The organism is Streptomyces sp. CBMA29 (genome assembly GCF_014596445.1).
Classification (GTDB): Bacteria; Actinomycetota; Actinomycetes; order Streptomycetales; family Streptomycetaceae; genus Actinacidiphila.
In genome coordinates, this window is the sequence record NZ_MECL01000154.1 from 1 (window position 1) to 22,532 (window position 22,532).

General features: G+C 71.3%; 16 protein-coding genes. 11 read left to right on the forward strand and 5 right to left on the reverse strand.

What is annotated here, in order from left to right; translation table 11 throughout:
- The 4 genes from BGM09_RS20450 to obgE all read left to right on the forward strand — a co-directional run.
- The coding region (locus BGM09_RS20450) for a ribonuclease E/G (protein ID WP_188283103.1) at positions 1-3,209 on the forward strand (3,209 nt) is incomplete at its 5' end.
- A 253-nt stretch (positions 3,210-3,462) separates the two neighbouring features.
- Positions 3,463-3,783, forward strand: coding sequence for a 50S ribosomal protein L21 (gene rplU / locus BGM09_RS20455; RefSeq protein WP_188283104.1), 321 nt, complete (start codon positions 3,463-3,465; stop codon positions 3,781-3,783).
- Positions 3,784-3,797: 14 nt separating this feature from the next.
- Positions 3,798-4,052, forward strand: coding sequence for a 50S ribosomal protein L27 (gene rpmA, locus BGM09_RS20460; RefSeq protein ID WP_188283105.1), 255 nt, complete (start codon positions 3,798-3,800; stop codon positions 4,050-4,052).
- Between the two features lie 178 nt (positions 4,053-4,230).
- Positions 4,231-5,673: a GTPase ObgE gene (obgE, locus tag BGM09_RS20465; protein WP_188283106.1), complete on the forward strand. Its 1,443-nt coding sequence runs from the start codon at positions 4,231-4,233 to the stop codon at positions 5,671-5,673.
- 32 nt (positions 5,674-5,705) lie between these two features.
- Here the strand turns inward: obgE and BGM09_RS20470 are convergent, their stop codons facing one another.
- Positions 5,706-6,113, reverse strand: a complete 408-nt coding sequence (locus tag BGM09_RS20470) for a GtrA family protein (protein ID WP_223187339.1) — start codon at positions 6,111-6,113, stop codon at positions 5,706-5,708.
- Positions 6,110-7,105, reverse strand: coding sequence for a glycosyltransferase family 2 protein (locus BGM09_RS20475; RefSeq protein WP_188283107.1), 996 nt, complete (start codon positions 7,103-7,105; stop codon positions 6,110-6,112). The genes BGM09_RS20470 and BGM09_RS20475 overlap by 4 nt, the downstream gene beginning before the upstream one ends.
- Positions 7,106-7,511: 406 nt before the next feature.
- Here BGM09_RS20475 and BGM09_RS20480 point away from each other — a divergent pair, with 406 nt between their 5' ends.
- Positions 7,512-9,275, forward strand: a complete 1,764-nt coding sequence (locus tag BGM09_RS20480) for a stealth family protein (protein WP_188283108.1) — start codon at positions 7,512-7,514, stop codon at positions 9,273-9,275.
- Positions 9,276-9,288: 13 nt separating this feature from the next.
- Here the strand turns inward: BGM09_RS20480 and BGM09_RS20485 are convergent, their stop codons facing one another.
- Together BGM09_RS20485 and BGM09_RS20490 are read right to left on the reverse strand one after the other, a co-directional pair.
- Positions 9,289-12,105, reverse strand: coding sequence for a stealth conserved region 3 domain-containing protein (locus BGM09_RS20485; protein ID WP_188283109.1), 2,817 nt, complete (start codon positions 12,103-12,105; stop codon positions 9,289-9,291).
- On the reverse strand, positions 12,102-13,022 hold the full coding sequence (locus BGM09_RS20490; protein WP_223187340.1) for a hypothetical protein: 921 nt from the start codon (positions 13,020-13,022) through the stop codon (positions 12,102-12,104). The genes BGM09_RS20485 and BGM09_RS20490 overlap by 4 nt, the downstream gene beginning before the upstream one ends.
- A 459-nt stretch (positions 13,023-13,481) precedes the next feature.
- Here BGM09_RS20490 and BGM09_RS20495 point away from each other — a divergent pair, with 459 nt between their 5' ends.
- Positions 13,482-15,734, forward strand: coding sequence for a PIG-L family deacetylase (locus BGM09_RS20495; protein ID WP_188283111.1), 2,253 nt, complete (start codon positions 13,482-13,484; stop codon positions 15,732-15,734).
- Positions 15,735-15,836: 102 nt separating this feature from the next.
- Here BGM09_RS20495 and BGM09_RS20500 read toward each other — a convergent pair whose 3' ends face one another.
- Positions 15,837-17,531 (reverse strand): FG-GAP repeat domain-containing protein, encoded by a 1,695-nt coding sequence (locus BGM09_RS20500; protein ID WP_188283112.1) that lies wholly within the window; start codon positions 17,529-17,531, stop codon positions 15,837-15,839.
- A 159-nt stretch (positions 17,532-17,690) separates the two neighbouring features.
- Here BGM09_RS20500 and galE point away from each other — a divergent pair, with 159 nt between their 5' ends.
- From galE to BGM09_RS20525, 5 genes are all read left to right on the forward strand, one after another.
- Positions 17,691-18,665, forward strand: coding sequence for a UDP-glucose 4-epimerase GalE (gene galE, locus BGM09_RS20505; protein ID WP_188283113.1), 975 nt, complete (start codon positions 17,691-17,693; stop codon positions 18,663-18,665).
- Between the two features lie 64 nt (positions 18,666-18,729).
- A complete protein-coding gene (gene proB, locus BGM09_RS20510; RefSeq protein ID WP_317452796.1) occupies positions 18,730-19,914 on the forward strand; it encodes a glutamate 5-kinase in 1,185 nt (394 codons plus the stop codon).
- 183 nt (positions 19,915-20,097) lie between these two features.
- Positions 20,098-20,580 carry a hypothetical protein gene (locus BGM09_RS20515; RefSeq protein ID WP_188283114.1) on the forward strand — a complete coding sequence of 161 codons (483 nt, stop codon included), beginning with the start codon at positions 20,098-20,100 and terminating at the stop codon, positions 20,578-20,580.
- 78 nt (positions 20,581-20,658) lie between these two features.
- Complete coding sequence (locus BGM09_RS20520; protein ID WP_188283115.1) at positions 20,659-21,954, forward strand: glutamate-5-semialdehyde dehydrogenase; 1,296 nt, start codon at positions 20,659-20,661, stop codon at positions 21,952-21,954.
- Positions 21,955-22,047: 93 nt separating this feature from the next.
- Entirely contained in the window at positions 22,048-22,482 is a 435-nt protein-coding gene (locus BGM09_RS20525; RefSeq protein ID WP_188283116.1) for a hypothetical protein, read from the forward strand.
- Positions 22,483-22,532: the final 50 nt, after the last annotated feature.

Consider the following 22,532-nt stretch of genomic DNA (forward strand, 5'->3'; position numbering starts at 1 on the left):
GCAAGCGCACGGCCGGAGCACCGGCGGCGACGTTCTCCGCGGGCGACGGCTCCCGGCGGCTGAAGCCGGGCGCGCTGGCGCCCCGGGACGAGGCCGAGGACGACACCGTCACCGCCAGTGCGAACGACACGGCGGAAGAGCGCTTCGAGTACACCGGGAAGGCGCTCCAGGACGGCGACGAGTGGAACGTCGAGGTCGACGACGCGTACGAGATCCGCGGCTACGGCCAGACGGTCGAGGAGGCGAACGCCAACGCGGTGGCCGCCCTCGCCGAGGCGTTCGGCATCCCCGTCGCGTCCATCACCCTTGAGGTCAGGACCGAGGAGCGCCCGGCGCGCGGACGCCGCAGGGCGTCGCGTCCGCCGACGGCCGTCTTCCAGCCGCCGGTGTTCCAGGCGCCGACGGCCGAGTCCGTGGCGGCCGGTGCCGTCGCGGAAGAGCCCGCAGCAGCAGCAGCCGCCGCAGCCGTCGCCGACGAGGACGAGACCGAGGAGCGGGACAGCGGCCCGCGCCGCCGTCGCCGTCGCCGTGGCGGCTCCGCCGCGGAGCCGGTGACCGCAGAAGCCGCCACGGCCACCGCCGTCGACGGGGCCGAGGCCGAGACCGACACCGACGCGGACGACGAGCAGGAGAACGACGCGGACGCCGACGGCGAGCACGACGGCGACGACCGCCCGTCCCGCCGTCGCCGCCGCGGTGGCCGCCGCCGTCGCCGGGGCGAGTCCAGCGAGCACGAGGACGCCGCGTCCTCCGACGACGAGGACGAGTCGTCCGAGAGCGACGACGAGGAGGACTCCGCCGACGAGTCGGCGCACGACGACGACCACGGCTCGGGTTCCAGCACCAGCCGTCGCCGCAGGCGCCGTCGCCGTCGCGGTTCCGACTCCGGCGCCGACGACTCCGCCAACGGCGGCGACGACCCGGAGCGCACGGTCGTCAAGGTCCGCGAGCCGCGGCAGAAGTCGGAGTCCGCTGGCGGCACCGGCGCCGACGAGGTGCAGTCCATCAAGGGCTCCACGCGTCTTGAGGCCAAGAAGCAGCGCCGTCGCGAGGGCCGCGAGCAGGGCCGCCGCCGCGTGCCGATCATCACCGAGGCCGAGTTCCTGGCGCGCCGCGAGGCCGTCGAGCGCGTCATGGTGGTCCGGCAGAACGGCGAGCGCACCCAGATCGGCGTGCTGGAGGACAACGTCCTCGTCGAGCACTACGTCAACAAGGAGCAGGCCACCAGCTACGTCGGCAACGTCTACCTGGGCAAGGTGCAGAACGTGCTGCCGTCCATGGAGGCCGCGTTCGTCGACATCGGCAAGGGCCGCAACGCCGTCCTGTACGCGGGCGAGGTCAACTTCGAGGCGCTCGGCATGGGCAACGGCCCGCGCCGTATCGAGTCCGCGCTCAAGTCCGGCCAGCCGGTCCTCGTCCAGGTGACGAAGGACCCGATCGGCCACAAGGGCGCCCGCCTGACCAGCCAGGTCTCGCTGCCCGGCCGCTACCTGGTGTACGTGCCCGAGGGCTCGATGACCGGCATCAGCCGCAAGCTCCCCGACACCGAGCGGGCCCGGCTGAAGACCATCCTCAAGAAGATCGTCCCCGAGGACGCGGGCGTCATCGTCCGCACCGCCGCGGAGGGCGCCAGCGAGGACGAGCTGCGCCGCGACGTCGAACGTCTCCAGGCGCAGTGGGAGGACATCCAGAAGAAGGCCAAGAGCGGCAACGCGCCGACGCTGCTCTACGGCGAGCCGGACATGACCGTCCGCGTCGTCCGCGACATCTTCAACGAGGACTTCTCGAAGGTCATCGTCAGCGGTGACGAGGCGTGGAGCACGATCCACGAGTACGTCACCCACGTCGCGCCCGACCTGGCGGACCGGCTGTCGCGCTGGACCTCGGAGATCGACGTCTTCGCGACGTACCGCATCGACGAGCAGCTTCTGAAGGCGCTGGACCGCAAGGTGTGGCTGCCGTCCGGCGGTTCGCTGGTGATCGACAAGACCGAGGCGATGGTCGTGGTCGACGTCAACACCGGCAAGTTCACCGGGCAGGGCGGCAACCTGGAGGAGACCGTCACCCGCAACAACCTGGAGGCGGCCGAGGAGATCGTCCGCCAGCTCAGGCTGCGGGACCTCGGCGGCATCGTCGTCATCGACTTCATCGACATGGTCCTGGAGTCCAACCGCGACCTGGTCATGCGGCGGCTGCTGGAGTGCCTGGGCCGGGACCGGACCAAGCACCAGGTGGCCGAGGTCACCTCGCTCGGCCTGGTGCAGATGACCCGCAAGCGGGTCGGCCAGGGCCTGCTGGAGTCCTTCTCCGAGACCTGCGTGCACTGCAACGGGCGCGGCGTCATCGTCCACATGGACCAGGCGACCACCACCGGCGGTGGCGGCGGCAAGCGCAAGCGGCGCGGCAAGTCCGGCAACGCCGGCGCGGCGGGCGACGGCCACGACCACGAGCACGTGCTGGAGGCGGACGCGGACGAGGCCGACTCGACCGACTCGGGCGACGAACTGCCCGAGCTGGAGCCGATCGAGGTCGGCGAGGCCGAGCTGGTGCCGACCGTCGGCGACCCCGAGGAGGAGTGGTTCGGCACCGCGGCCGAGGCCGAGGCCGCCGCCCACGGCAGCCGTGGCCGCTCCCGGCGGCGCGGTGCCCGTAAGGCCACCTCGCCCGCGGGCGCGCCGCCCGCGGCCGACCACGAGCCGGAACCGGCCGTCGTGGTCGTCCCGGTCAGCGAGCCCGTCGTCGAGCAGGCGCCGGCCGCCGAGCCCGAGGTCTCCACGGAGCCCCCGGCGCGCGCTCGTCGTCGCGCCACGCGCAAGGTGACGGCTCCCGCCGGGTCGCCGTCCGGCGCGGAGGACGCCGCTGTCGTGGTCGTCGCCGAACCCGCTCCGGCACCGGCCCCCGTCGAGAACGCCGCCGCCGCTGAGCCCGAGGTCTCCACGGAGCCCCCGGCGCGCGCCCGTCGTCGCGCCACGCGCAAGGTGACGGCTCCCGCCGGGTCGCCGTCCGGCGCCGACGACGCCGCCGTCGTGGTCGTCCCGGCCGAGGCCCTGGCCGCCGATCCCGCTGACGCGGAGCCCAAGAAGCGGGCCCCGCGCAAGGCCGCCACGAAGAAGGCCGCCGCCAAGAAGACGACGACGAAGAAGGCCGCGGCCAAGAAGACGACCACGAAGAAGGCCGCCGCCAAGAAGTCGGCCGCCCCCTCCGAGTAGTCCGGCCCCGCGTGGCCCGCGCCCTGCCCCGGGCGCGGGCCACGCGCGTTGTGCCCCGCAGGGGCGCGGGTCTCGCGGCGGGGCACCATAGCGGATTTGACCGGGCCGGAGGCCCTCCGTAGTCTTGACCTTCGGCGTTTGTGCGCCCACTTCTGAGCAAATCCCTCCCGGTCCGCCGGGAGAGGCCCCCCGCGCACCATCGGGACGGCTGGCATCAGGGGTCCGATTTCAAGAGCGAGAGAGTGAGATCCGCGTGTACGCAATCGTGCGTAGCGGTGGTCGTCAGCACAAGGTGGCTGTCGGCGACATCGTTGAGGTTGACAAGATTCCCACGGGCAAGGTGGGCGACGCGATCGAGCTCTCGACGCTGCTCGTCGTCGACGGCGAGGCCGTCACCAGCGACCCGTGGGTGCTGGCCGGTGTCAAGGTCGAGGCCGAAATCGTGGACCACCACAAGGGCCAGAAGATCGACATCCTGCGCTACAAGAACAAGACCGGCTACCGCCGTCGCCAGGGTCACCGCCAGCAGTACACGGCGCTGAAGATCACCGGCATCCCCACGGCTGCGAAGTAAGGGACTGAGGAGAGATGGCACACAAGAAGGGCGCATCGTCCACTCGGAACGGGCGCGACTCCAATGCTCAGATGCTCGGCGTCAAGCGCTTCGGCGGCCAGGTCGTCAACGCCGGTGAGATCATCGTCCGCCAGCGCGGCACCCACTTCCACCCCGGCTCCGGCGTCGGCATCGGCAAGGACGACACGCTGTTCGCCCTCTCCGCCGGTGCGGTCGAGTTCGGCACCAAGCGTGGGCGTCGTGTAGTGAACATCGTTCCGGCCGCCTGACTGCTCAGTCACCTGGCACCGTAGAGCGACACAGTTTCACCTCCGAGGGCGGACCTCGCTTCCCGACCAGGGAAGCGGGGCCGCCCTCGGCGTGTTACGTCTTGGAACGCGTGAAAGCGCGCGTACCGCACCACCCCGTGCACACCCGCACCACCCCGTACGTATCTGGAGGAATGCCATGACCACCTTCGTGGACCGCGTCGAGCTGCATGTCGCCGCGGGTAACGGAGGCCACGGCTGCGCCTCCGTTCACCGGGAGAAGTTCAAGCCGCTGGGCGGCCCCGACGGCGGGAACGGCGGCCGGGGCGGCGACGTGATCCTCGTCGTCGACCAGGACGTCACCACGCTGCTCGACTACCACCACAGCCCGCACCGCAAGGCGACCAACGGCAAGCCCGGCGAGGGCGGCAACCGGTCGGGCAAGGAGGGTACGGACCTGGTGCTGCCGGTGCCAGACGGCACGGTGGTGCAGGACAAGGACGGCAATGTGCTGGCCGACCTCGTCGGCCAGGGCACCACCTTCATCGCGGGCCAAGGCGGTCGCGGCGGCCTCGGCAACGCGGCGCTGGCCTCAGCTCGCCGCAAGGCGCCCGGCTTCGCGCTGCTCGGCGAGCCCGGCGTGGCGCGGGACATCGTCCTGGAACTGAAGACGGTCGCCGACGTGGCGCTGGTCGGCTACCCGAGCGCGGGCAAGTCCTCGCTGATCTCGGTGCTGTCGGCCGCCAAGCCGAAGATCGCCGACTACCCGTTCACCACGCTGGTGCCCAACCTCGGTGTGGTGACGGCCGGTTCGACCGTCTACACGATCGCGGACGTACCGGGTCTGATTCCCGGTGCCAGCCAGGGCAAGGGCCTCGGCCTGGAGTTCCTGCGGCACGTCGAGCGCTGCTCGGTGCTCGTGCACGTGCTGGACACCGCGACGCTGGAGTCCGACCGCGACCCCGCCAGCGACCTCGACATCATCGAGGAGGAACTGCGGGCGTACGGCGGCGGGTTGGAGGACCGGCCGCGGCTGATCGTGCTCAACAAGATCGACGTGCCCGACGGGCGCGACCTCGCCGAGATCATCAGGCCGGAGCTGGAGAGCCGCGGCTACCAGGTCTTCGAGGTGTCGGCCGTCTCCCACGAGGGGCTGCGCGAGCTGTCGTTCGCCCTGGCGAAGATCGTCGCCGAGACGCGGGCCGCCAAGCCGGTGGAGGAGTCCACCCGCGTCGTCATCCGCCCGCAGGCCGTCGACGACGCCGGGTTCACCGTCACCCACGACGGCGAGAGCCTGTACCGCGTGCACGGCGAGAAGCCCGAACGCTGGGTGCGCCAGACCGACTTCTCCAACGACGAGGCCGTCGGCTACCTCGCCGACCGTCTCAACCGCCTCGGCGTCGAGGACGCCCTCCTCAAGGCCGGCGCCAACGCCGGCGACGCCGTCGCCATCGGCCCCGACGAGGACGCCGTCGTCTTCGACTGGGAGCCCAGCATGGCCGCCGGCGCCGAAATGCTCGGCCGCCGCGGCGAGGATCACCGTTTCGACGCCCCGCGCGCCGCCGTCACCCGCCGCCGCGACAAGCAGGCCGAGCGCGACGACGCCGAAGAGGAGTACCAGGGCTTCGACCCGTTCAAGTAGCCGCCCGGGTCAGCGCGTGAGGGGGTGACTCCTTACGCGCTGACGTCCGCGGGGGCCGGGGTGAGGATGCGGCGGCTCAGCAGGTAGGTGAAGGGGATGGCGGCTGCCGCGGCGGCCAGCGGGGCGATCTTGTCGTTCATGCCCGCCCACTCCACGAGGGCGTAGACGCCGACGCTCGTGACCACGTAATTGGTCAGGTTGGTCAGCGGGAAGAGCAGGAACTTCCGCCAGGTGGGCCGCGTCCGGTACGTGAAGTACGTGTTCAGGAAGAACGACCCGATCATGCTGAGCACGAACGCCAGGGTGTACGCGGCGAAGTACGGCATCCACGGGTGCAGGGCCAGGTAGAAGCCGTAGAAGGTGGCGGTGTTGACCCCGCCCACGAGGGCGAACCGCACGATCTGGAGCAGTTGCGGTGAGCGGGTGCCTGCCAGGCTCAACGGATCTCCATCCGGGGCAGCGACGCGCTCGTCGGTGCGGCGCCGGCCTGCCGTGCCACCCCGAAGGCCCGCGGCGCGTTCGTCTCCTTGACCAGGAAGTGCGGCCGTCGCTTGGTCTCGTAGTAGATGCGCCCAATGTACTCGCCTATCAACCCCAGCATCAGCATCTGGAGCCCGCCCAGACCGACGACGGCGACGAGCAGCGTCACATAACCGGGCGCGTCAGGCCCCTTGATCATCGCCATGACGGTGACGACCACGGCATACGCCGCCGCGATGGCACTGAGCGCCATTCCGAGATAGATGGCCAGCCGCAGCGGCCGGTTGTTGAACGAGATCAGCCCGTCCATGCCGTAATTGATGAGCGCGCCGAAGTGCCACTTCGTCTCGCCCGCCTCACGCGCGGCGTTGCGGTAGTCGAACGTGACGGTGTCGAAGCCGATCCAGGAGAAAAGGCCCTTGGAGAAGCGGTTGTACTCCGGCATGGCGAGCAGCGCGTCGACCGCGCGCCGCGACAGCAGCCGGAAGTCCCCGACGCCGTCGGTCAGTTCGACGTCCACCCACTTGTTGATCATCCGGTAGTACAGCCGGCTGGCGGCCGTGCGCAGCTTCTTGTCGCCCTCGCGGGTGCGCCGCGCGATCACCTGGTCGTGCCCGGCGCGGTGCAGCTCCAGCATGCGCGCGATCAGCTCCGGCGGGTGCTGGAGGTCGGCGTCCATCACGACCACCGCGTCCCCGGTCGTCTCCTTGAGCCCGGCCAGGATGCCCGCCTCCTTGCCGAAGTTCCGGCTGAAGGACACGTATCGCGTGCTCGCCTCGCGGTTCTCGGCCAGGGCCCGCAGCCGTTCCAGCGTACGGTCGGAGCTGCCGTCGTCGACGTAGCACAGCTCGTAATCGACGGAGAGCGCCGTGAGGGTCTCCCGGATGCGTACGTCGAAGAGCTCGATCACGGCTTCTTCGTTGTAGCAGGGAACTACGATCGACAGTCGCATGAGATCACTTTCGGCGCCGTACGCGGATGCAGGGCGAGCGCGGTCTGCGGGCGGATCCGTCACGCGTATTCCGCACGTGATCCCGCACGTGATCCCGCACGCTCTGCGTCAGCGTAGGACGGCCTGTGGCCCTGCTTTGGGCGCCGAACAAGGCGTCGGGGAAAGTTATGCGAAGCGCCCATGAGGCTCAATGCAGAATTCACCCAACTATGGGCAACCGAATTCCTGATTCCGCATCACATGTTCCGGTGCGCCCATCCGAGTTCCGCGCGGGTATACCGCACGCGGCCCCTTGGAGAACGCAAGGCATACTTGAGGTATCGGCCCGGACCACCGTGCGGGCCGTCGTCGTACGTCAACGGCCCGCGTCGCGGCGGGCCCCGCAATCGATGAGGAGCCGCCCGCCGTGCGTAATCCCGAGGCACCCCGACTGCTGGGGGTCTACCGACGAGCAGTACCGGAGAGCGCCCGACGGAAGATCGCCTCCCGCGTCGACTCGGACTTGCGCAAGCAGGTGAAGCTGCGCATCGCGGGCGCGACCGCCGCCGCCGAGCGGGCCAGGGCGGCCAGGGTCGGCAAGCGCCACCAGGCGCTGGTGGACCGTCCGGACCGCACGGTGATCACGGTCAACCGCGAGGCGAAGGTCGCGCTGATCGTCCCCGGCGTGACCCCGCTGGCGGCCCGCAGGGCCAACCTCGACGCGGTCCTCGGCTGCCTGTCGGCGGCCGGTCTCGACCACTTCTGCGTACGGGGCCGCTCGCACACCGCCTCGGCCGTGGCCGTCCACGAGAGCGACCGGGAGGCGGTGCTCGCCGCGCTGACCGCGCTGTGCGCCGAGGAGCCCGGCTACGTGACCGCGGTCAAGGGGAACTCCCCGGTGCCCGAGGAGTCGCTGCCGGGCTACGAGCAGCCGTCCTGGCGCCGTCTGACGGGTGCCGGGGTCTTCCGCCTCACCTGGTACCGCACCGACGAGAGCAAGGGCCTGGCGCTCGGCACCCGCTACGGCTGCGACATCGAGTTCTGGCGCGAGGAGGACGGCGCGCTCGTGGCGCCGCGCCCCGGCAAATTCGCCGATGCCGTCCCGGCCGACGCCAAGACCGTGCAGGCGCCCGAGGCGTTCTTCACCGACCTCGCGCCGCGCGACACCGGCGCGGGCCCGCGCTTCGAGGTCCGTACCCGCGAGCACTTCGCGATCCACACCACCGGCGAGATCCGCTTCCCGGTCGACGTCGTCTACACCTGGGTGGACGGCGCGGACCCGGCGTGGCTGCGCCGCCGCGCGGACTTCACCGGCGAGGCGTACCACGACGAGGCGGCCAACGCGGCGCGCTACCTCAGCCGTGACGAACTGCGGTATTCACTGCGCTCGTTGCACATGTACGCGCCCTGGGTCCGGAAGATCTTCCTGGTCACCGACGACCAGACACCGTCCTGGCTGAAGACCGACCACCCCGGCATCGAGGTGGTCAGCCACCGGCAGATCTTCCGCTCGCCCGGCTCGCTGCCGACCTTCAACTCGCATGCCATCGAGAGCCAACTGCACCACATCGAGGGCCTGTCGGAGCACTTCCTGTACTTCAACGACGACGTGCTGCTCGGCAACGAGGTGACGCCGCAGGACTTCTTCCTCGCCAACGGCCTGACGAAGTTCTTCCCCTCACCCGCGCTGGTGCCGCTGGGCGAGAAGACGGAGGCCGACCCGCCGGTCGCGGCGGCCGGGAAGAACAACCGGCGGCTGATCGAGGAGCGTTACGGCGCGGTGCTCGTGCAGAAGATGAAGCACATGCCGCACGCCCTGCGGCGCAGCGTCCTGGACGAGATCGAGGACGAGTTCGCCGCCGAGTACCGGCACACCGAGTCCAGCCACTTCCGCAGCATGGACGACATCTCCATCGCCTCGTCGCTGCACCACTACTACGCCTTCCACACCAGGCGCGCGATCCCGTCCAGCGACCTGCCGTACACCTACCTGGACCTGACCCACCCGTGGACCGAGACCCGGCTCGGCCGGCTGCTCGCCAACCGCGACAAGACCGTCTTCTGCATCAACGACACGGTCTCGACGGAGAACGACGCGACCGGCCAGAAGGACCTGATCACCCCGTTCCTCGACGCGTACTTCCCGGTGCCGAGCCCCTTCGAGAAGGACACGGACCGGGAAGTGCGCTGAGAACAGGGCAGGTTCAGCGCTCGTAGGGGGAGGGGACCGGGAAGTACGCGCTCAGGAAGGCGCGCAGCACCCGGTCCTGCTCCTCCACCGGCACCTCGGAGTCCGCGGACTCGCCGATGCAGAAGACGTCCTGGTGCCGCGAGGTGAGCAGCCGGGTGAGCTGCTTGTGGTGCAGGTAGTCGCCGATGTCCATGTAGCCGCAGGAGATCGAGCCGGGCGCGGCCTGGCTGGTCAGGAACCCGTAGTGGTGGTGGAGCGACGAGGTGATCGACAGGTCGTCGCGCCCGCGGAAGCGGTTCGCGGACGTCGCCCGTGTCTCCTGCGGCCAGCGCTCCGCGATCTCGGCCAGCACGCTGCGCCGCAGCGGGTGCGGCGCGTGCAGGAAGCCGTGCGTGGCGACCCGGCCGAAGGCGTCCTTGAGCAGCCTGCGGTTGTTCTTGGCGGCCACGAAGTAGCCCTCGTCGTCGTCCGAGATCTCGCTGATCGGGATCGAGGTCGGCGAACGGAAGAACTTCGACATGCCGTTGCTGTGGAAGAACATGTCGGGGTTGAGCGGGCGGCCGAAGAACACGTCGTCGTTGACGTAGATGAAGTGCTCGGACAGGCCCTCGATGCGGTGCAGTTGGCTCTCGATGGCGTGCGAGTTGAACGTCGGCAGCAGGTCGGTGTCGGCGAAGATCTCGCGGTGGCTGACCACCTCGATGCCGGGGTGCTCGGTCTTCAGCCAGGACGGCGTCTGGTCGTCGGTGACCAGGAAGATCTTCCGGACCCACGGCGCGTGGGTGGCCAACGAGCGCAGCGAGAAGCGCAGTTCGTCGCGGTTGCGGAAGCGTACGTCACCGGCCTCCGCGCCGCTGGTGGGCAGCCCCGCCGCGGTACGGGCGGCGTCGCGGCGCTCGCGCCAGGCGGTGTCGGTGTCGTCGACCCAGGTGTAGACGACGTCGACCGGGAAGTCGACGTCCCACATCAGATCCGTGCCCGTGAACGCCTCGATCGACGGGTACTCGCGCTCGCCGACCGTCAGCTTGCCCGTCGGCTCCAGGTCCGGCAGCCGCGGTCCGGCGACGGTCGCGGCGCCGGGGGAGACCCGCCAGCCGTCCTCGTCCTCGGTCCAGAACTCCACCCGGCAGCCGTACGCGGGCCCGTAGCGCAGGGTGCGGCTGTCGGAGACGGTCGGCTTGAACAGCCGTACGCCCTTGACCTCGCCGACATTGTGCAGCCGCTCGGCCAGCACCGCGCCGGGGGCCGCGACCTTAGGCGACATCAGCTCGCCGTAGACCGGCTTGCCCGCCAGGTCCTCGGCCAGCGCGTCGAGCACCCGCTGGCCGTCCTCGGCGCGCACCGCGAGCCGGTGACCGACCGGCGCGGTGTCGCGCAGCAGGATGTACGGGATCGCGTGGTGCTCCAGCGCGTCGGCGGCCAGATCCAGGTTGACCCGGGCCATCTTCCACGCGGGGATGTCGTCCCTGACCTCCGCGACCCGGCCGCCGGAGCGGATCAGGTGGGTGCGGTCCTGCGCCTGGATGATGACCTCGCGGGCCTTCTGCTCCTCGTTGGACGGCGAGAGGCGGCTGACCGGCGCGGCGACCGCGAAGGTGCGGCTGCCGCCGTTGGCGATCCGGCGGGCGGCGCGGTCGGCGCGGTCGCTGAACCGCTCGGGGCTGTCGCGGCGCTCGATGAGCTGGGCGAACAGGTCCTCCCACATCGCCGAGACGCGCTCGGCGTTGAAGCGCTCGCGGGCGCCTTCGAGAGCGGCCTTGCCGTAGGCGTGCCGCAGTTCGTCGTCGTCCATCAGCCGCGCCATGGCGGCGGCGTACGAACTGACGTCGTCGGACTGGACCATCAGCCCGTCGACCTCGTGCCGCACGATCGTGGAGGGCCCGGTGAGGTTGTCGAAGGCGACGACCGGCACACCGGCGGAGAACGCCTCCAGCATGACCAGGCCGAACGCCTCCCAGCGGGAGGGCATCAGCGCGATCGACGCCTTGGCCCACTCCTCGGAGAGCTGCCGGGAGCGGCCCAGGATCTCGATCCGGTCGTGCAGGCCGTAGCCCTCGACCAGGCGGCGCAGCATGGTGAGCTGGGGGCCGCCGCCGAAGATCCGCAGCGTCCAGCCGGGGCGGTCCTCGCAGATCTCCGCGAAGGCGCGGATCGCGAGGTCCATGCCCTTCTCGTGCATCATCCGCGCGGCCACCATGACGACCTTGGTCTCCAGGTCGGAGCGCGGCCGGTAGCCCTCGGGCATCGCGTTGGGGATGGTGGCGAGCAGCGGCGCGGACGCGCCGAGCGACTCCTCGAACCAGTTGGTGGTCAGTTCGGTCAGCGACACCAGCGCGTCCAGGCGCGGCGCGTGGATGAGCATCGGCTCGCCCGTCGGGCCGCGCAACTGCGAGATCCGGTGCTCCTGGTGGAGCGTCACCACACGCGGCGGGGCCAGTTCGACCATGGCCATCATCAGCGCGGGCGTGGTGGTGATCAGGATGTCGCAGTCGAGCCTGCTGATCGCGGCCGTCATCTCGAAGTCCGAGAGCCGGTCGAAGGTCGGCTCGGCCGACGGCGGGATCAGCTCGCTGGGCTGCGAGGCCAGGGCGAGGCATTCCTCGTCGGTCAGCGAACTGGCGCGCACCGGGCGCGGGACGCTGCCCGTACGGTCCACCAGGTAGCGCATCTTGACCGACTTGCCCTCGGTGAGGAAGGGCTCGGACTCCGTCCTGAAGACGCTGAGCACCTCGACGTCGTGCAGTGGCGCGAGATGGGCGGCCTGGGTGTAGGCGGCCATCTCGGTGCCGCCCATCGCGTCGCCCCAGGTGAGCAGAAATGTGATCTTCATGCGTCCTCGTTGGTTCCGGCGGCGGCAGTCCCGAAGGCGGCGCAGGCGACCGCCAGCGCGCCGCTCGGCGTCAGGTGGGCGTGCACACGTGTCAGGGATCCGCTCTCCAGCGCGATGATGCTGTACGGAGTGCGGAAGACCTGCTTGGGGTGGCGTACGTGGGTCAGCCGTCGCGCGAGCTTGAGCCGGGTGCGCCCGGCGCGCAACTGGACGTCCCAGGTGTGCTGTTTGCGCGATCCGGCGGTCATCGCCGTCAGCGGCAGGTCGAAGGTGAAGTCGTCGCCGTCCCACACGGGCGTGGCGGGTACGGACTTGGCGGTGCCGCGGCGGACCGCTTCCACGGTGTACTCCGGCACCGGGTGGCGGCCCGCGATCAGCCGTCCGCGCACGGTGATCCGGTCCCAGCGCAGGTCGAAGGAGATCAGCTCGGCCTGCTGCGCGGGGGCGGCCACCTTGAGCATCGCCCGGCCGTCGACGGAGCGCACCGGCCGGAAGACCGCGCCGCTGGACGTCGAGGGGGAGGTCGGCAGCGTCGGGCCGTCCATGGTGCTGGGCACCGGCGCGGACAGGTCGGACCGGGTCTCCCGGCCGCCGCCGTCGGTGGTCACCACCGCGAACCGCCACACACCGGTGTCCATCACGAGGCCGCGGGTGTCGCGTTCGGTGGGACCGGCGTGCAGCAGCGGGGTGGTCGCGGTGAGCAGCAGCGAGCCGTCGCGCCGTTCCTCCGTGACGAGGTCCACGCTCAGCCGCCGGTTGCCGCGGATCAACTCCAGCCGGGCGGCGGCCAGTCCCTCGGGGCGCTGCGGGAAGGGCACCGCGACGTTCAGTGTCCGTCCGCCGAGTACCGACAGGTGAACGGTCTGGAGGAGCGGGCGCGGGCGTACTCCGGTGCCGAGCGCGGGCACGGTGTGCATCCGCTCAACCCTGCGGCGTACTCGCACCGCCGCGGAACGCGCGCGTTTTGCCGCGCCCACCGCGTAGGGCAAGAGCGAATCACTCACGGTGGTCCTGACTCCCGTTTCTCGTCTCGTCTGTGGGCCGACTCTGGGTCAGCGCATCGTTTCAAGGATGCCAAAGATCAGCAAGTTCGTCGTTTCCATGGTGTTTGGCTGTTTTCCACCCGGCCGTCGGACGCCTCCGCGGGCCTCTTCCGGCGTACTTCGGGCTTACCTCGCGCTTACCTTGCGACGTCGTCCGACCAGGCGGGAACATTACGGATCTTTTCGGACTTTGCTTCTGGCATCTGCCGTGTCCGAGCGTGTGACGACGGTCACGCCAAACGGAAGAAACCCCGGCCCATAAATGTCCCTCTTGCGCTGCGGGTGGTCGAAATGATCACACGAGAGGTGAACGGAGCCGGAACGTTGGACCGAATGCTGGAACAGGAAAGCAGGGGTCCCGGACGCCGGGTCGTGGTGGGTTCGATGGCGGGCGCACTGGCGGCGGTCACGGTCGCGGGTTGTACGGGACAGACGAGCACCTCGGCCAAGGCGACGGCCGCACCGGTCTCCTTCGGCGCCCCGCCGACCGGCGGCGTCCTGCCCGCCGTCGCCCGGGTCACCTTCGGCACCCCCACCACCGCGCTGGTGATGCAGGTGATGGCCCACCCCGACGACGACCTGTACTTCATGAACCCGGACACCGCGGCCACCATCGAGCGCCATGTGCCGGTCGTCTCGGTCTACGTCACCAGCGGCGACTCCTTCGGCGTGAACCGCGCCCCCGGCGGCCCGCGCCCGCTGGCGAACGTACCCGCGTACGTCTCCGCCCGGCAGCAGGGTCTGCGGCAGGCGTACGCGCGGATGCTCGGCGCGGAGATCTTCGCGCCGTGGACCCGTACCGCGCTGGCGCTGCCCCACGGCGGCGCCGCCGAGGTCGACGTCCTGGAACACGACGGCAGGCGCGCCGAGTTGGTCTTCCTGCGGATCGACATGCACACCCCGGTACGCGGCGGCGGCACCCTCGGCATCGACAAACTGTGGGCCGACGGCGGGACGGTACGCACGGTGCCGCTGCCCGACGGACCGGTGCGCGGCATCCACAGCTTCGACCGGCAGACCCTGATCGACACCCTCGCCTTCCTGTTCACCACCTTCCGGCCGACGCTGATCCGCACCATGGACCCCGACCCGGACATCCAGATCCACAACGCGCACAATCCGCGCGGCAGCGACCAGGGCGGCTACTCCGACCACCGGGACCACACCGCCACCGCGCTGTTCACCTGGCGGGCCATGGCCCAGTGGACGGAGAAGGCCGCGGCGAGCGGCGGCCCGGTCCCGACCTTCCTCACCGAGGCATACCGCGGCTACTACAACCAGCGCTGGCCGCACAATCTCCCGCAGGCCGCGGTCCGCTTCAAGGCCGGGGTGCTCGACGTGTACGGCGGCGCCCCCGACTGGAAGTGCGGCGACGTGGGCGGCTGCGGCGACTACGGCGTCGGCCAGGGCGACGCGCTCAAGTCCCCGCGCGGCTGGGTGCGCAGCACCCACTACCGCTACCCGACCTCGGGTCCGCAGGCGGTCGCCGCCAAGGACGGCGTGCTCACCGTGTACGGCGTGCTCGGCACCCGCGCCGCCCGCTGGACCGAGACCGGGGCCGGGCGCGGGCAGTGGAGCGCGCCCCACGACCTCGGCGGCGGACCGCTGGCCCCCGCGCTGAGCGTGGTCACCGACCGCGCCGGCCACCACCTGCTCTTCGGCCTGCGCTTCTCCGGCTTGTCGGGCGCGCCCGAGGGCAACACGCGGGAGATCGTGCTGCTCGACCAGCAGACCGGCGGCGCCACCGCCTCCTCCGACAGCTCACACGGCGACAGTTCACACAGCGACAGCTCACACAGCTCCGCCGAAGGGCCGATCCGCGGCTGGCGCAGCCTCGGCAACCCCGAGGCGAATCCGGTCCGCGGCCGTCGGGTCGGCCCGCCGACCGCCGTGACCGGCAAGGACGGCCGCATCCATGTCTTCGTCCGCAACGCCTCCAAGGGCCTGAGCACCCGCGTCCGCGACACCAAGGGCCAGTGGTCCGACTGGCAGAAGCTCGCCGGCGGCCAGGTCCAGGAGGGTCTGACCGCGACCGTCGACCACGACGGCCGGATCCACGTCTTCGCCGCGGGCCACCGGTCGGTGTACCAGTGGACGCAGTCCACCGCCGGCGCCGAACTGGTCGGCCGCCCGCTGCGGCAGACCGGCGTGCCCGGCGAGGTGCCCGAAGTGGTGACCGCCGCCGACGGCTCGCTGCTGCTGGCCTTCCGCAGGCCGGAGACCGCCGAGATCGCGGTGGAACGCCTCACCGCCGGACGGCACGGCCGCTGGACCCCGGTGGCCGCCGTGCGCGACGCGGGGTTCGGCCCGCTCGCGCTGCTCGGCGGCAAGAGCGGCGACGGCGCCGACCCGCTGCTGGCCGTGCGCGCCGAATTCGGCAACGCCCTGCTGGTGCACGGCGAATACCGCACAGGACCGGCCGCCGCCACGAGCAGCGCCCCGGCCGCGCCGTTCGCCGTCGGCCGCCCCGCCGTCCTGCCCGCGGGCACCGACCGTACGGCGCTGGTCTCCTTCACCGTGACCGCCACTCCCGGCGTCACCCGCGTCCACGGCACCGGCACGTTCACCCAACTCGCCACACGGTAGGGGTGCGTGCCCCCAGGGGGCGCGGACGGAAGCGCGCACAGGAAAGGGGCGCCGCACCGTGACAGGTGCGGCGCCCCTCGCCGTGCGTGGAGCGGTGCCGGATCAGAACAGGCGGCTGTAGCCGTTCCAGCCGGGACCCTGCTTCACCGGGGCCTTGAACTGGCCCGTGCCGGTGGAGCTGTAGCTGAACAGATTGCCGCTGGCGTCCACACCGAGCAGGTCGGCGCGGCCGTCACCGTCCATGTCACCCGGCGACGCCAGCTTGTTGTAGCGGTTCCAGCCCGTGCCGATCTTGACGCGGGTCTCGAACGGGCGGGAACTGACGCCCGTCCCCTTGTACAGGTAGAGCGTGCCGTCGCCGGTCCGCGCGACGATGTCCGCCAGGCCGTCACCGGTGAAGTCACCGGCGCCGACGATGGCGTTGTACGCACCCCAGCCGGGACCGACCAGCAGGCGGCCGGTCAGCGCCGTGCCGTTGCCCTGGCCCCGGTAGAGGTACAGGTTGCCCGAGGTGTCACGGGCCAGCAGGTCGCCCTTGCCATCACCGTTGAGGTCGCCGGGGCCGAGGATGAGGTTGTAGCCGCCCCAGCCGGTGGCCAGCGGGCTGCTCATGTCGGATTCCAGGTTCCACAGGTTGGTGCCGTCCCGGAACAGCAGGTCGGCGTACCCGTAGTCACCCAGCGAGGAGGCCAGCGCGAAGCTGGTGTACCCCGCCCAGCCGCCCGGGTCGCTCACCTGCTGGCGCGCGGCGAGCGTTCCGTTGTTGTTGGTGTAGTACCAGTAGAGGGTGCCGCCGGTCGACAGCCCGTAGAGCTCCTTCTTGCCGTAGGCCGGGTTGGCGCCCGCGCCCGCGAACAGCTCCACGTTCCAGTTGTTGCCGCCGCCCTGCTTGGGCGCGAAACCGCCCGCGCCGTTCTGCCGGTAGAAGTAGAGAGCGCCGTTCGTGGCCCTCGCCAGGAGCGAGCCGTCACCGCCGCCGAGGAGCTGGTTGTACGCGTTCCAGCCGGGACCGATGGCGACGCGGGCCGCGTACGGCGCGGACGCGTTGCCCGTACCGGCGTAGAAGTACAGCGTGCCGTCCGTCTTGCGGGCGACCAGGTCGCTGATGCCGTCGCCGTTCATGTCACCGGGGCTGGTGAGCTGGTCGTACTGGTTCCAGCCAGGACCGATGAGCACCTTGCTCTTGAACGGAGCGGAAGCGCTGCCGGTGCCCTCGTACAGATAGAGCTGTCCGGCCGGTGTGCGCGCGACGATGTCGGGCTTGCCGTCCCCCGTGATGTCGTCGGTCGCGACCAGCTTGTTGTAGACGTACCAGCCGGTGCCGGTCCACTGCGCGCCGCCGTTGGGGAAGCTCCCCGCCCGGAAGTACGACAGGCGGCCCGAGTTGGTCACCGCGAGGACGCCGGTGCCCTGCCCGTCCAGGCTGCCCGGGGTGAGGACGTCCTTGTACAGGGTGCCGTCGCTGCTGGCGCCGAGGTCCACGTCCTCGGTGGCCAGCGAGTTGTAGTAGTGCCGGTTGTTGCCCCGGTAGAGCTGATCGAGGACGCCGTCCCCGTCCGGGTCGTACCGCAGCGGCCCGGCCGCCGCCTTCGAGGAGTACTGCTTGGCCTGCTTCGGCAGCGTGAGCGTCGGCGCGGGCCCGCTGGGGGCCGTCGGCCGGGTGATCCTGTGCTGCGGGCCGCTGTCGGCCTGCGCGTTCGTGCTCAGCGCCAGAGCGCCGAGGGCGAGGACACCGGTGGTGCACACCGCGACGAGGCGGCGGCGCTTCGAAAAGCGCACCGGCTGTGCTTCGGACACATTCCCCCCTGGGATGTGAGTGTGATGAATGCCGAACCCGATGCGAAGACCCGTCCGGTTCGGACGCGGCGAGTCTAGGTCAGGGGTCGGACAGACCTTAGACCGCGTGCCGGTCGAACGCCCCTGAATTCACCGCGGGACAGCCCTTAGACTGGGGCGATGACCTGGCTGATCACCGGCGGAGCCGGATACATCGGATCGCATGTCGTCAAATCGATGGTGGACGGCGGCGAAAAGGTGGTCGTTCTCGACGACCTCACCGCCGGTGACACCGAACGCCTGCCGTCCGGAGTGCCGGTGGAGCGCGCCAGCGTCCTGGACCGGGCGGCGCTCGACCGCGTGCTGGCCACGCACGCCGTCGAGGGCATCGTGCACATCGCGGCCCGCAAGCAGGTCGCCGAGTCCGTCGAGCGCCCGCTCTTCTACTACCGGGAGAATCTGACCGGCCTTCAGACCCTGCTGGAGGCGGCGGTCGACGCGCGCGTGCGGCGCTTCGTCTTCTCCTCCTCCGCCGCGGTGTACGGCATGCCGGACGTCGAACTGGTCACCGAGGACACGCCCTGCGCGCCGATGAGCCCGTACGGCGAGAGCAAGCTCGCGGGGGAGTGGCTGATCGCCGCCGTCGGCCGGGCGCACGGCATGGCCACCGCGTCGCTGCGCTACTTCAACGTGGCGGGCACCGCCGCGCCCGAACTGGGCGACCGCGGCGCCGCCAACATCGTCCCGCTGGTCTTCCAGCGGATCTCGCAGGGCCGCCGCCCGCTGATCTTCGGCACCGACTACCCGACACCCGACGGCACCTGCGTGCGCGACTACGTCCACGTCCAGGACGTGGCCGGCGCGCACCTGGCCGCCGCCCGCCGCCTGACCCGCGACCCCGAGGCGTCGCTGGTGCTGAACATCGGCAGCGGCCAGGGCGTCTCGGTGGCCGAGATGGTCGACCTGATCCGCGAGGTCTCCGGTCACACTGAGCTGGAACCCGAACTGGCCCCGCGCCGCGCGGGCGACCCGGCCCGTGTCGTGGCCTCCGCCGAGGCGATCGGCAGGGAGCTGGGCTGGAGCGCCCAGTACGACGTGCGCGCGATGGTCACCTCGGCCTGGGCGGCCTGGCAGCTCCAGCACCCTGCGCCCTGACCCGGCACCGGCCGGGGGCCGCCGGTTCGGGACAGGCGTGACAGCGGCGATACGAGGGACGTACGTGACAACGGCACGGCAGGACGTGGTGGAGGCCCGCAGGGTCGTGGTCAAGGTCGGCTCGTCGTCGCTGACCACGGCCGCCGGGGGACTGGACGCCGACCGGGTGGACGCGCTCGTCGACGTCCTGGCCTCGGTCCGCGGCGCGGGGACAGGCACGGGGACAGGTGCGGCGACAGGCACGGGCGCGGGACCGTCCGGCCGGCCGGACAAGGAGATCGTCCTGGTCTCCTCCGGCGCCATCGCCGCGGGACTCGCCCCGCTCGGCCTGGCCAGCCGCCCCCGCGACCTGGCCAGGCAGCAGGCCGCCGCCAGCGTCGGCCAGGGCCTGCTCGTCGCCCGCTACACCGCCTCCTTCGCGCGCTACGGCGTCCGCGTCGGCCAGGTGCTGCTCACCTCCGACGACGTCAGCCGCCGCGCCCACTACCGCAACGCCTACCGCACCCTCGACCAGCTGCTGGCCATGGGCGCCCTCCCGGTGGTCAACGAGAACGACACCGTCGCCACCGACGAGATCCGCTTCGGCGACAACGACCGGCTCGCCGCCCTCGTCGCCCACCTCGTCCGCGCCGACCTGCTGGTCCTGCTCTCCGACGTCGACGGCCTCTACGACGGCGACCCGCGGACGCCGGGCGCGACCCTGCTCACCGAGGTCAGCGGACCCGAGGACCTGGCGGGCGTCACCATCGGCAGCGCGGGCAGGGCCGGGGTCGGCACCGGCGGCATGGTCACCAAGGTCGAGGCCGCCAGGATCGCCGCGGAGGCGGGCATCCCCGTCGTCCTCACCTCCGCCGTGCACGCCGCCGACGCGCTGGCCGGGCGCCCCACCGGCACCCACTTCCACCGCACCGGCAAACGCTCCGCCGACCGGCTGCTGTGGCTCGCGCACGCCTCCACCCCGCGCGGCGCGCTGCGGCTGGACGCCGGGGCGGTCCGCGCGGTCACCGAGCGGCACAGCTCGCTGCTGCCCGCCGGGGTCACCGCCGTGGACGGCGACTTCGTCGCGGGCGACCCCGTCGACCTGCTCGACGAGGCCGGGCGCGCGGTCGCCCGCGGACTGGTCAACTTCGACGCCCGCGAACTGCCCCGGCTGCTCGGCCGCTCCACCCGCGACCTCGCCGTCGAACTCGGCCCCGCCTACGAACGCGAGGTCGTCCACCGTGACGACCTGGTACTTCTGCGCCCCTGAGCCCCCGGAACCCTTGACTCCCCGGTCAATGTCCGGGGATCTCCTCAGGACCTTGGTTCGGGCCTTCTTGCCGAAAACACCCCCGCGGCCCGCCGGAGCCTGGTCAACTTTGATGCGGAGGAGTCGTCAGCGCCTACCGGTGCGGACGGCGCTCGCGGAACGCAACCCACAGGGAGGCCGCCGGTGAGACGAGGGCGCCCAGGGCCATTGACCAGGGGTACGGGGGAACGCACGCTGGTCAGCGTCGGCAACGACATCAGTGACGACATCGACGGGGACATCGACGGGAATCAGCAGCGGGAAGCGCATCCCGCCGAACGAGCGATATCCCGGCTGTGGCACGTCACGCTCAGCGTCTCGGGTCCCGAGACCCCGCTGACCGAGGTCAGACGCGGTCTGGAGCAGCTCGCCCACGACCACCCCTTCCTGCTCACCAGCCGGTACGCCACCGACCACGCGGAGATCCGCTACTGGGAGGAGGCCCGCGACCTGCACGACGCCGCCGCCATCGCGCTGCGGCTGTGGGGCGAGCACCGCTCGACGGCGGGCCTGCCGCCCTGGGAGACCGTCGGCCTGGAAGTCATCGACCGCGCGACCTACCACCAGCGCGTCGCGGAGGGCTACGGACCGCCGCCGGCCGTCCCGGTGGGCGTACACCCGTTCTAGGACCTGTCCGGCGGACCCCCCGCGGGCACTGTCGCGGGACCTGCCGACCGGCCGTTGGCGGGCCGGTACCCTGCTTCCATGACCCACCCGCCGCTGCCCTCGCCGCTGCCCAAGTCCCCCGTGCTGCTCGCCGCGTACCGCGCGCGGGCCGCCGCCGCGGACCTGGCCCCGCTGCCGCGGTCCGTCAAGGACGACGCCCTGCTGGCCATCGCGGACGCGCTGATCGTCCGCACCCAGGAGATCATCGCGGCCAACGCCGAGGACGTGGCGCGGGCCCGCGCCGCCGGCACCGGCGACACCGTCGTGGACCGCCTCACCCTCACCCGCGAGCGGGTCGCGGCCATCGCCGCCGACGTCCGGCACGTGGCGGGGCTGCCCGACCCGGTCGGCGAGGTGCTGCGCGGCTCCACCCTGCCCAACGGCCTGGAGCTGCGGCAGGTCCGCGTCCCGCTCGGTGTCGTCGGCATCATCTACGAGGCCAGGCCCAACGTGACGGTCGACGCCGCCGCGCTCTGCCTGAAGTCGGGGAACGCGGTGCTGCTGCGTGGCTCCTCCTCCGCGTACGCCTCCAATACCGCGCTCATCACCGTGCTGCGCGACGCGGTCGGCGGCGCGGGACTGCCCGCCGACGCCGTCCAGCTTGTGCCCGGCGAGAGCCGCGAGTCCGTCACCGAGCTGATGCGCGCCCGCGGCATGGTCGACGTGCTGATCCCGCGCGGCGGCGCCGCCCTGATCCGTACCGTCGTCGAGGGTTCCACCGTTCCGGTGATCGAGACCGGCACCGGCAACTGCCATGTCTACGTGGACGCCGAGGCCGACATCGACATGGCCGTCGAGGTGCTGGTCAACTCCAAGGCACAGCGCCCCAGCGTCTGCAACTCGGCGGAGACCCTGCTGGTGCACCGCGACATCGCCGACCGCTTCCTGCCGCGCGCGCTGGACGCGCTCGCCGAGGCCGGGGTCACCGTGCACGGCGACCCGCGGGTGCAGGCGCTGGCTGAGAGCAGCGGCAGCAAGGCCACCGTCGTGCCCGCCACCGCGGAGGACTGGGAGACGGAGTATCTGTCCTACGACATCGCCGCCGGGGTCGTGGAGAGCCTGGACGCGGCCGTCGAGCACATCCGGCTGTGGTCCTCCGGCCACACCGAGGCGATCGTGACGTCCTCGCAGGCCGCCGCCCGCCGCTTCACCCAGCGGGTGGACGCCGCCGCGGTGCTGGTCAACGCCTCGACCCGGTTCACGGACGGCGGCCAGTTCGGCTTCGGCGCCGAAATCGGCATCTCGACCCAGAAACTGCACGCCCGCGGCCCCATGGGACTGCCGGAACTGACCTCCACCAAGTACGTCGTCACGGGTGACGGACACATCCGCTGACACCCGCCGACCCGCGGAAGCGTCCTCCGGACGGCCCACAGACAGTCCGGATTCCCCTGCCCAAAGGACCAACTTCCGCATTACTCTGGACAGATGCCGGACGATGACGAGTTCGCCTCCGTAGTCCTCGACGAAGAATTCGTACGGTCCGCTCTGTTCCATGAGCCCTCGGCCAAGGAACGGATGCTTGCCGTCGCCGAAGGTCCCGCGCTACCGCCCGGCTGGCCGGGTCGGAACCGAGCCGGTGCTCACGCCGCTGTCCCCGAACTGGACGAAGCGGGAGTACCGGATTCCGACGACCTCTACCCGGCCGGACGGCCGTACCGCGGGAGCAGTACCCGCTGGCACCGTCCGGTGGCCTGGGCCCTGGCCGTGGTCATGGGCATAGGGGTGGTCGCCCTGACCTTCGCCGCGGTCTACCGCGGCGCGGGCGGCGCGACCCGACCACCGGTGGTCCCCCCGCCGTCCAGCGGCCCGGTCGGCACGCAGAGCAGCCTGCCTCCGGTCGCCGCGAACCGGCTTCCCTGATCTCCTGTCATAAGTTGACCGGTACCAGGGCGTTTATTCGCACGCCCAGA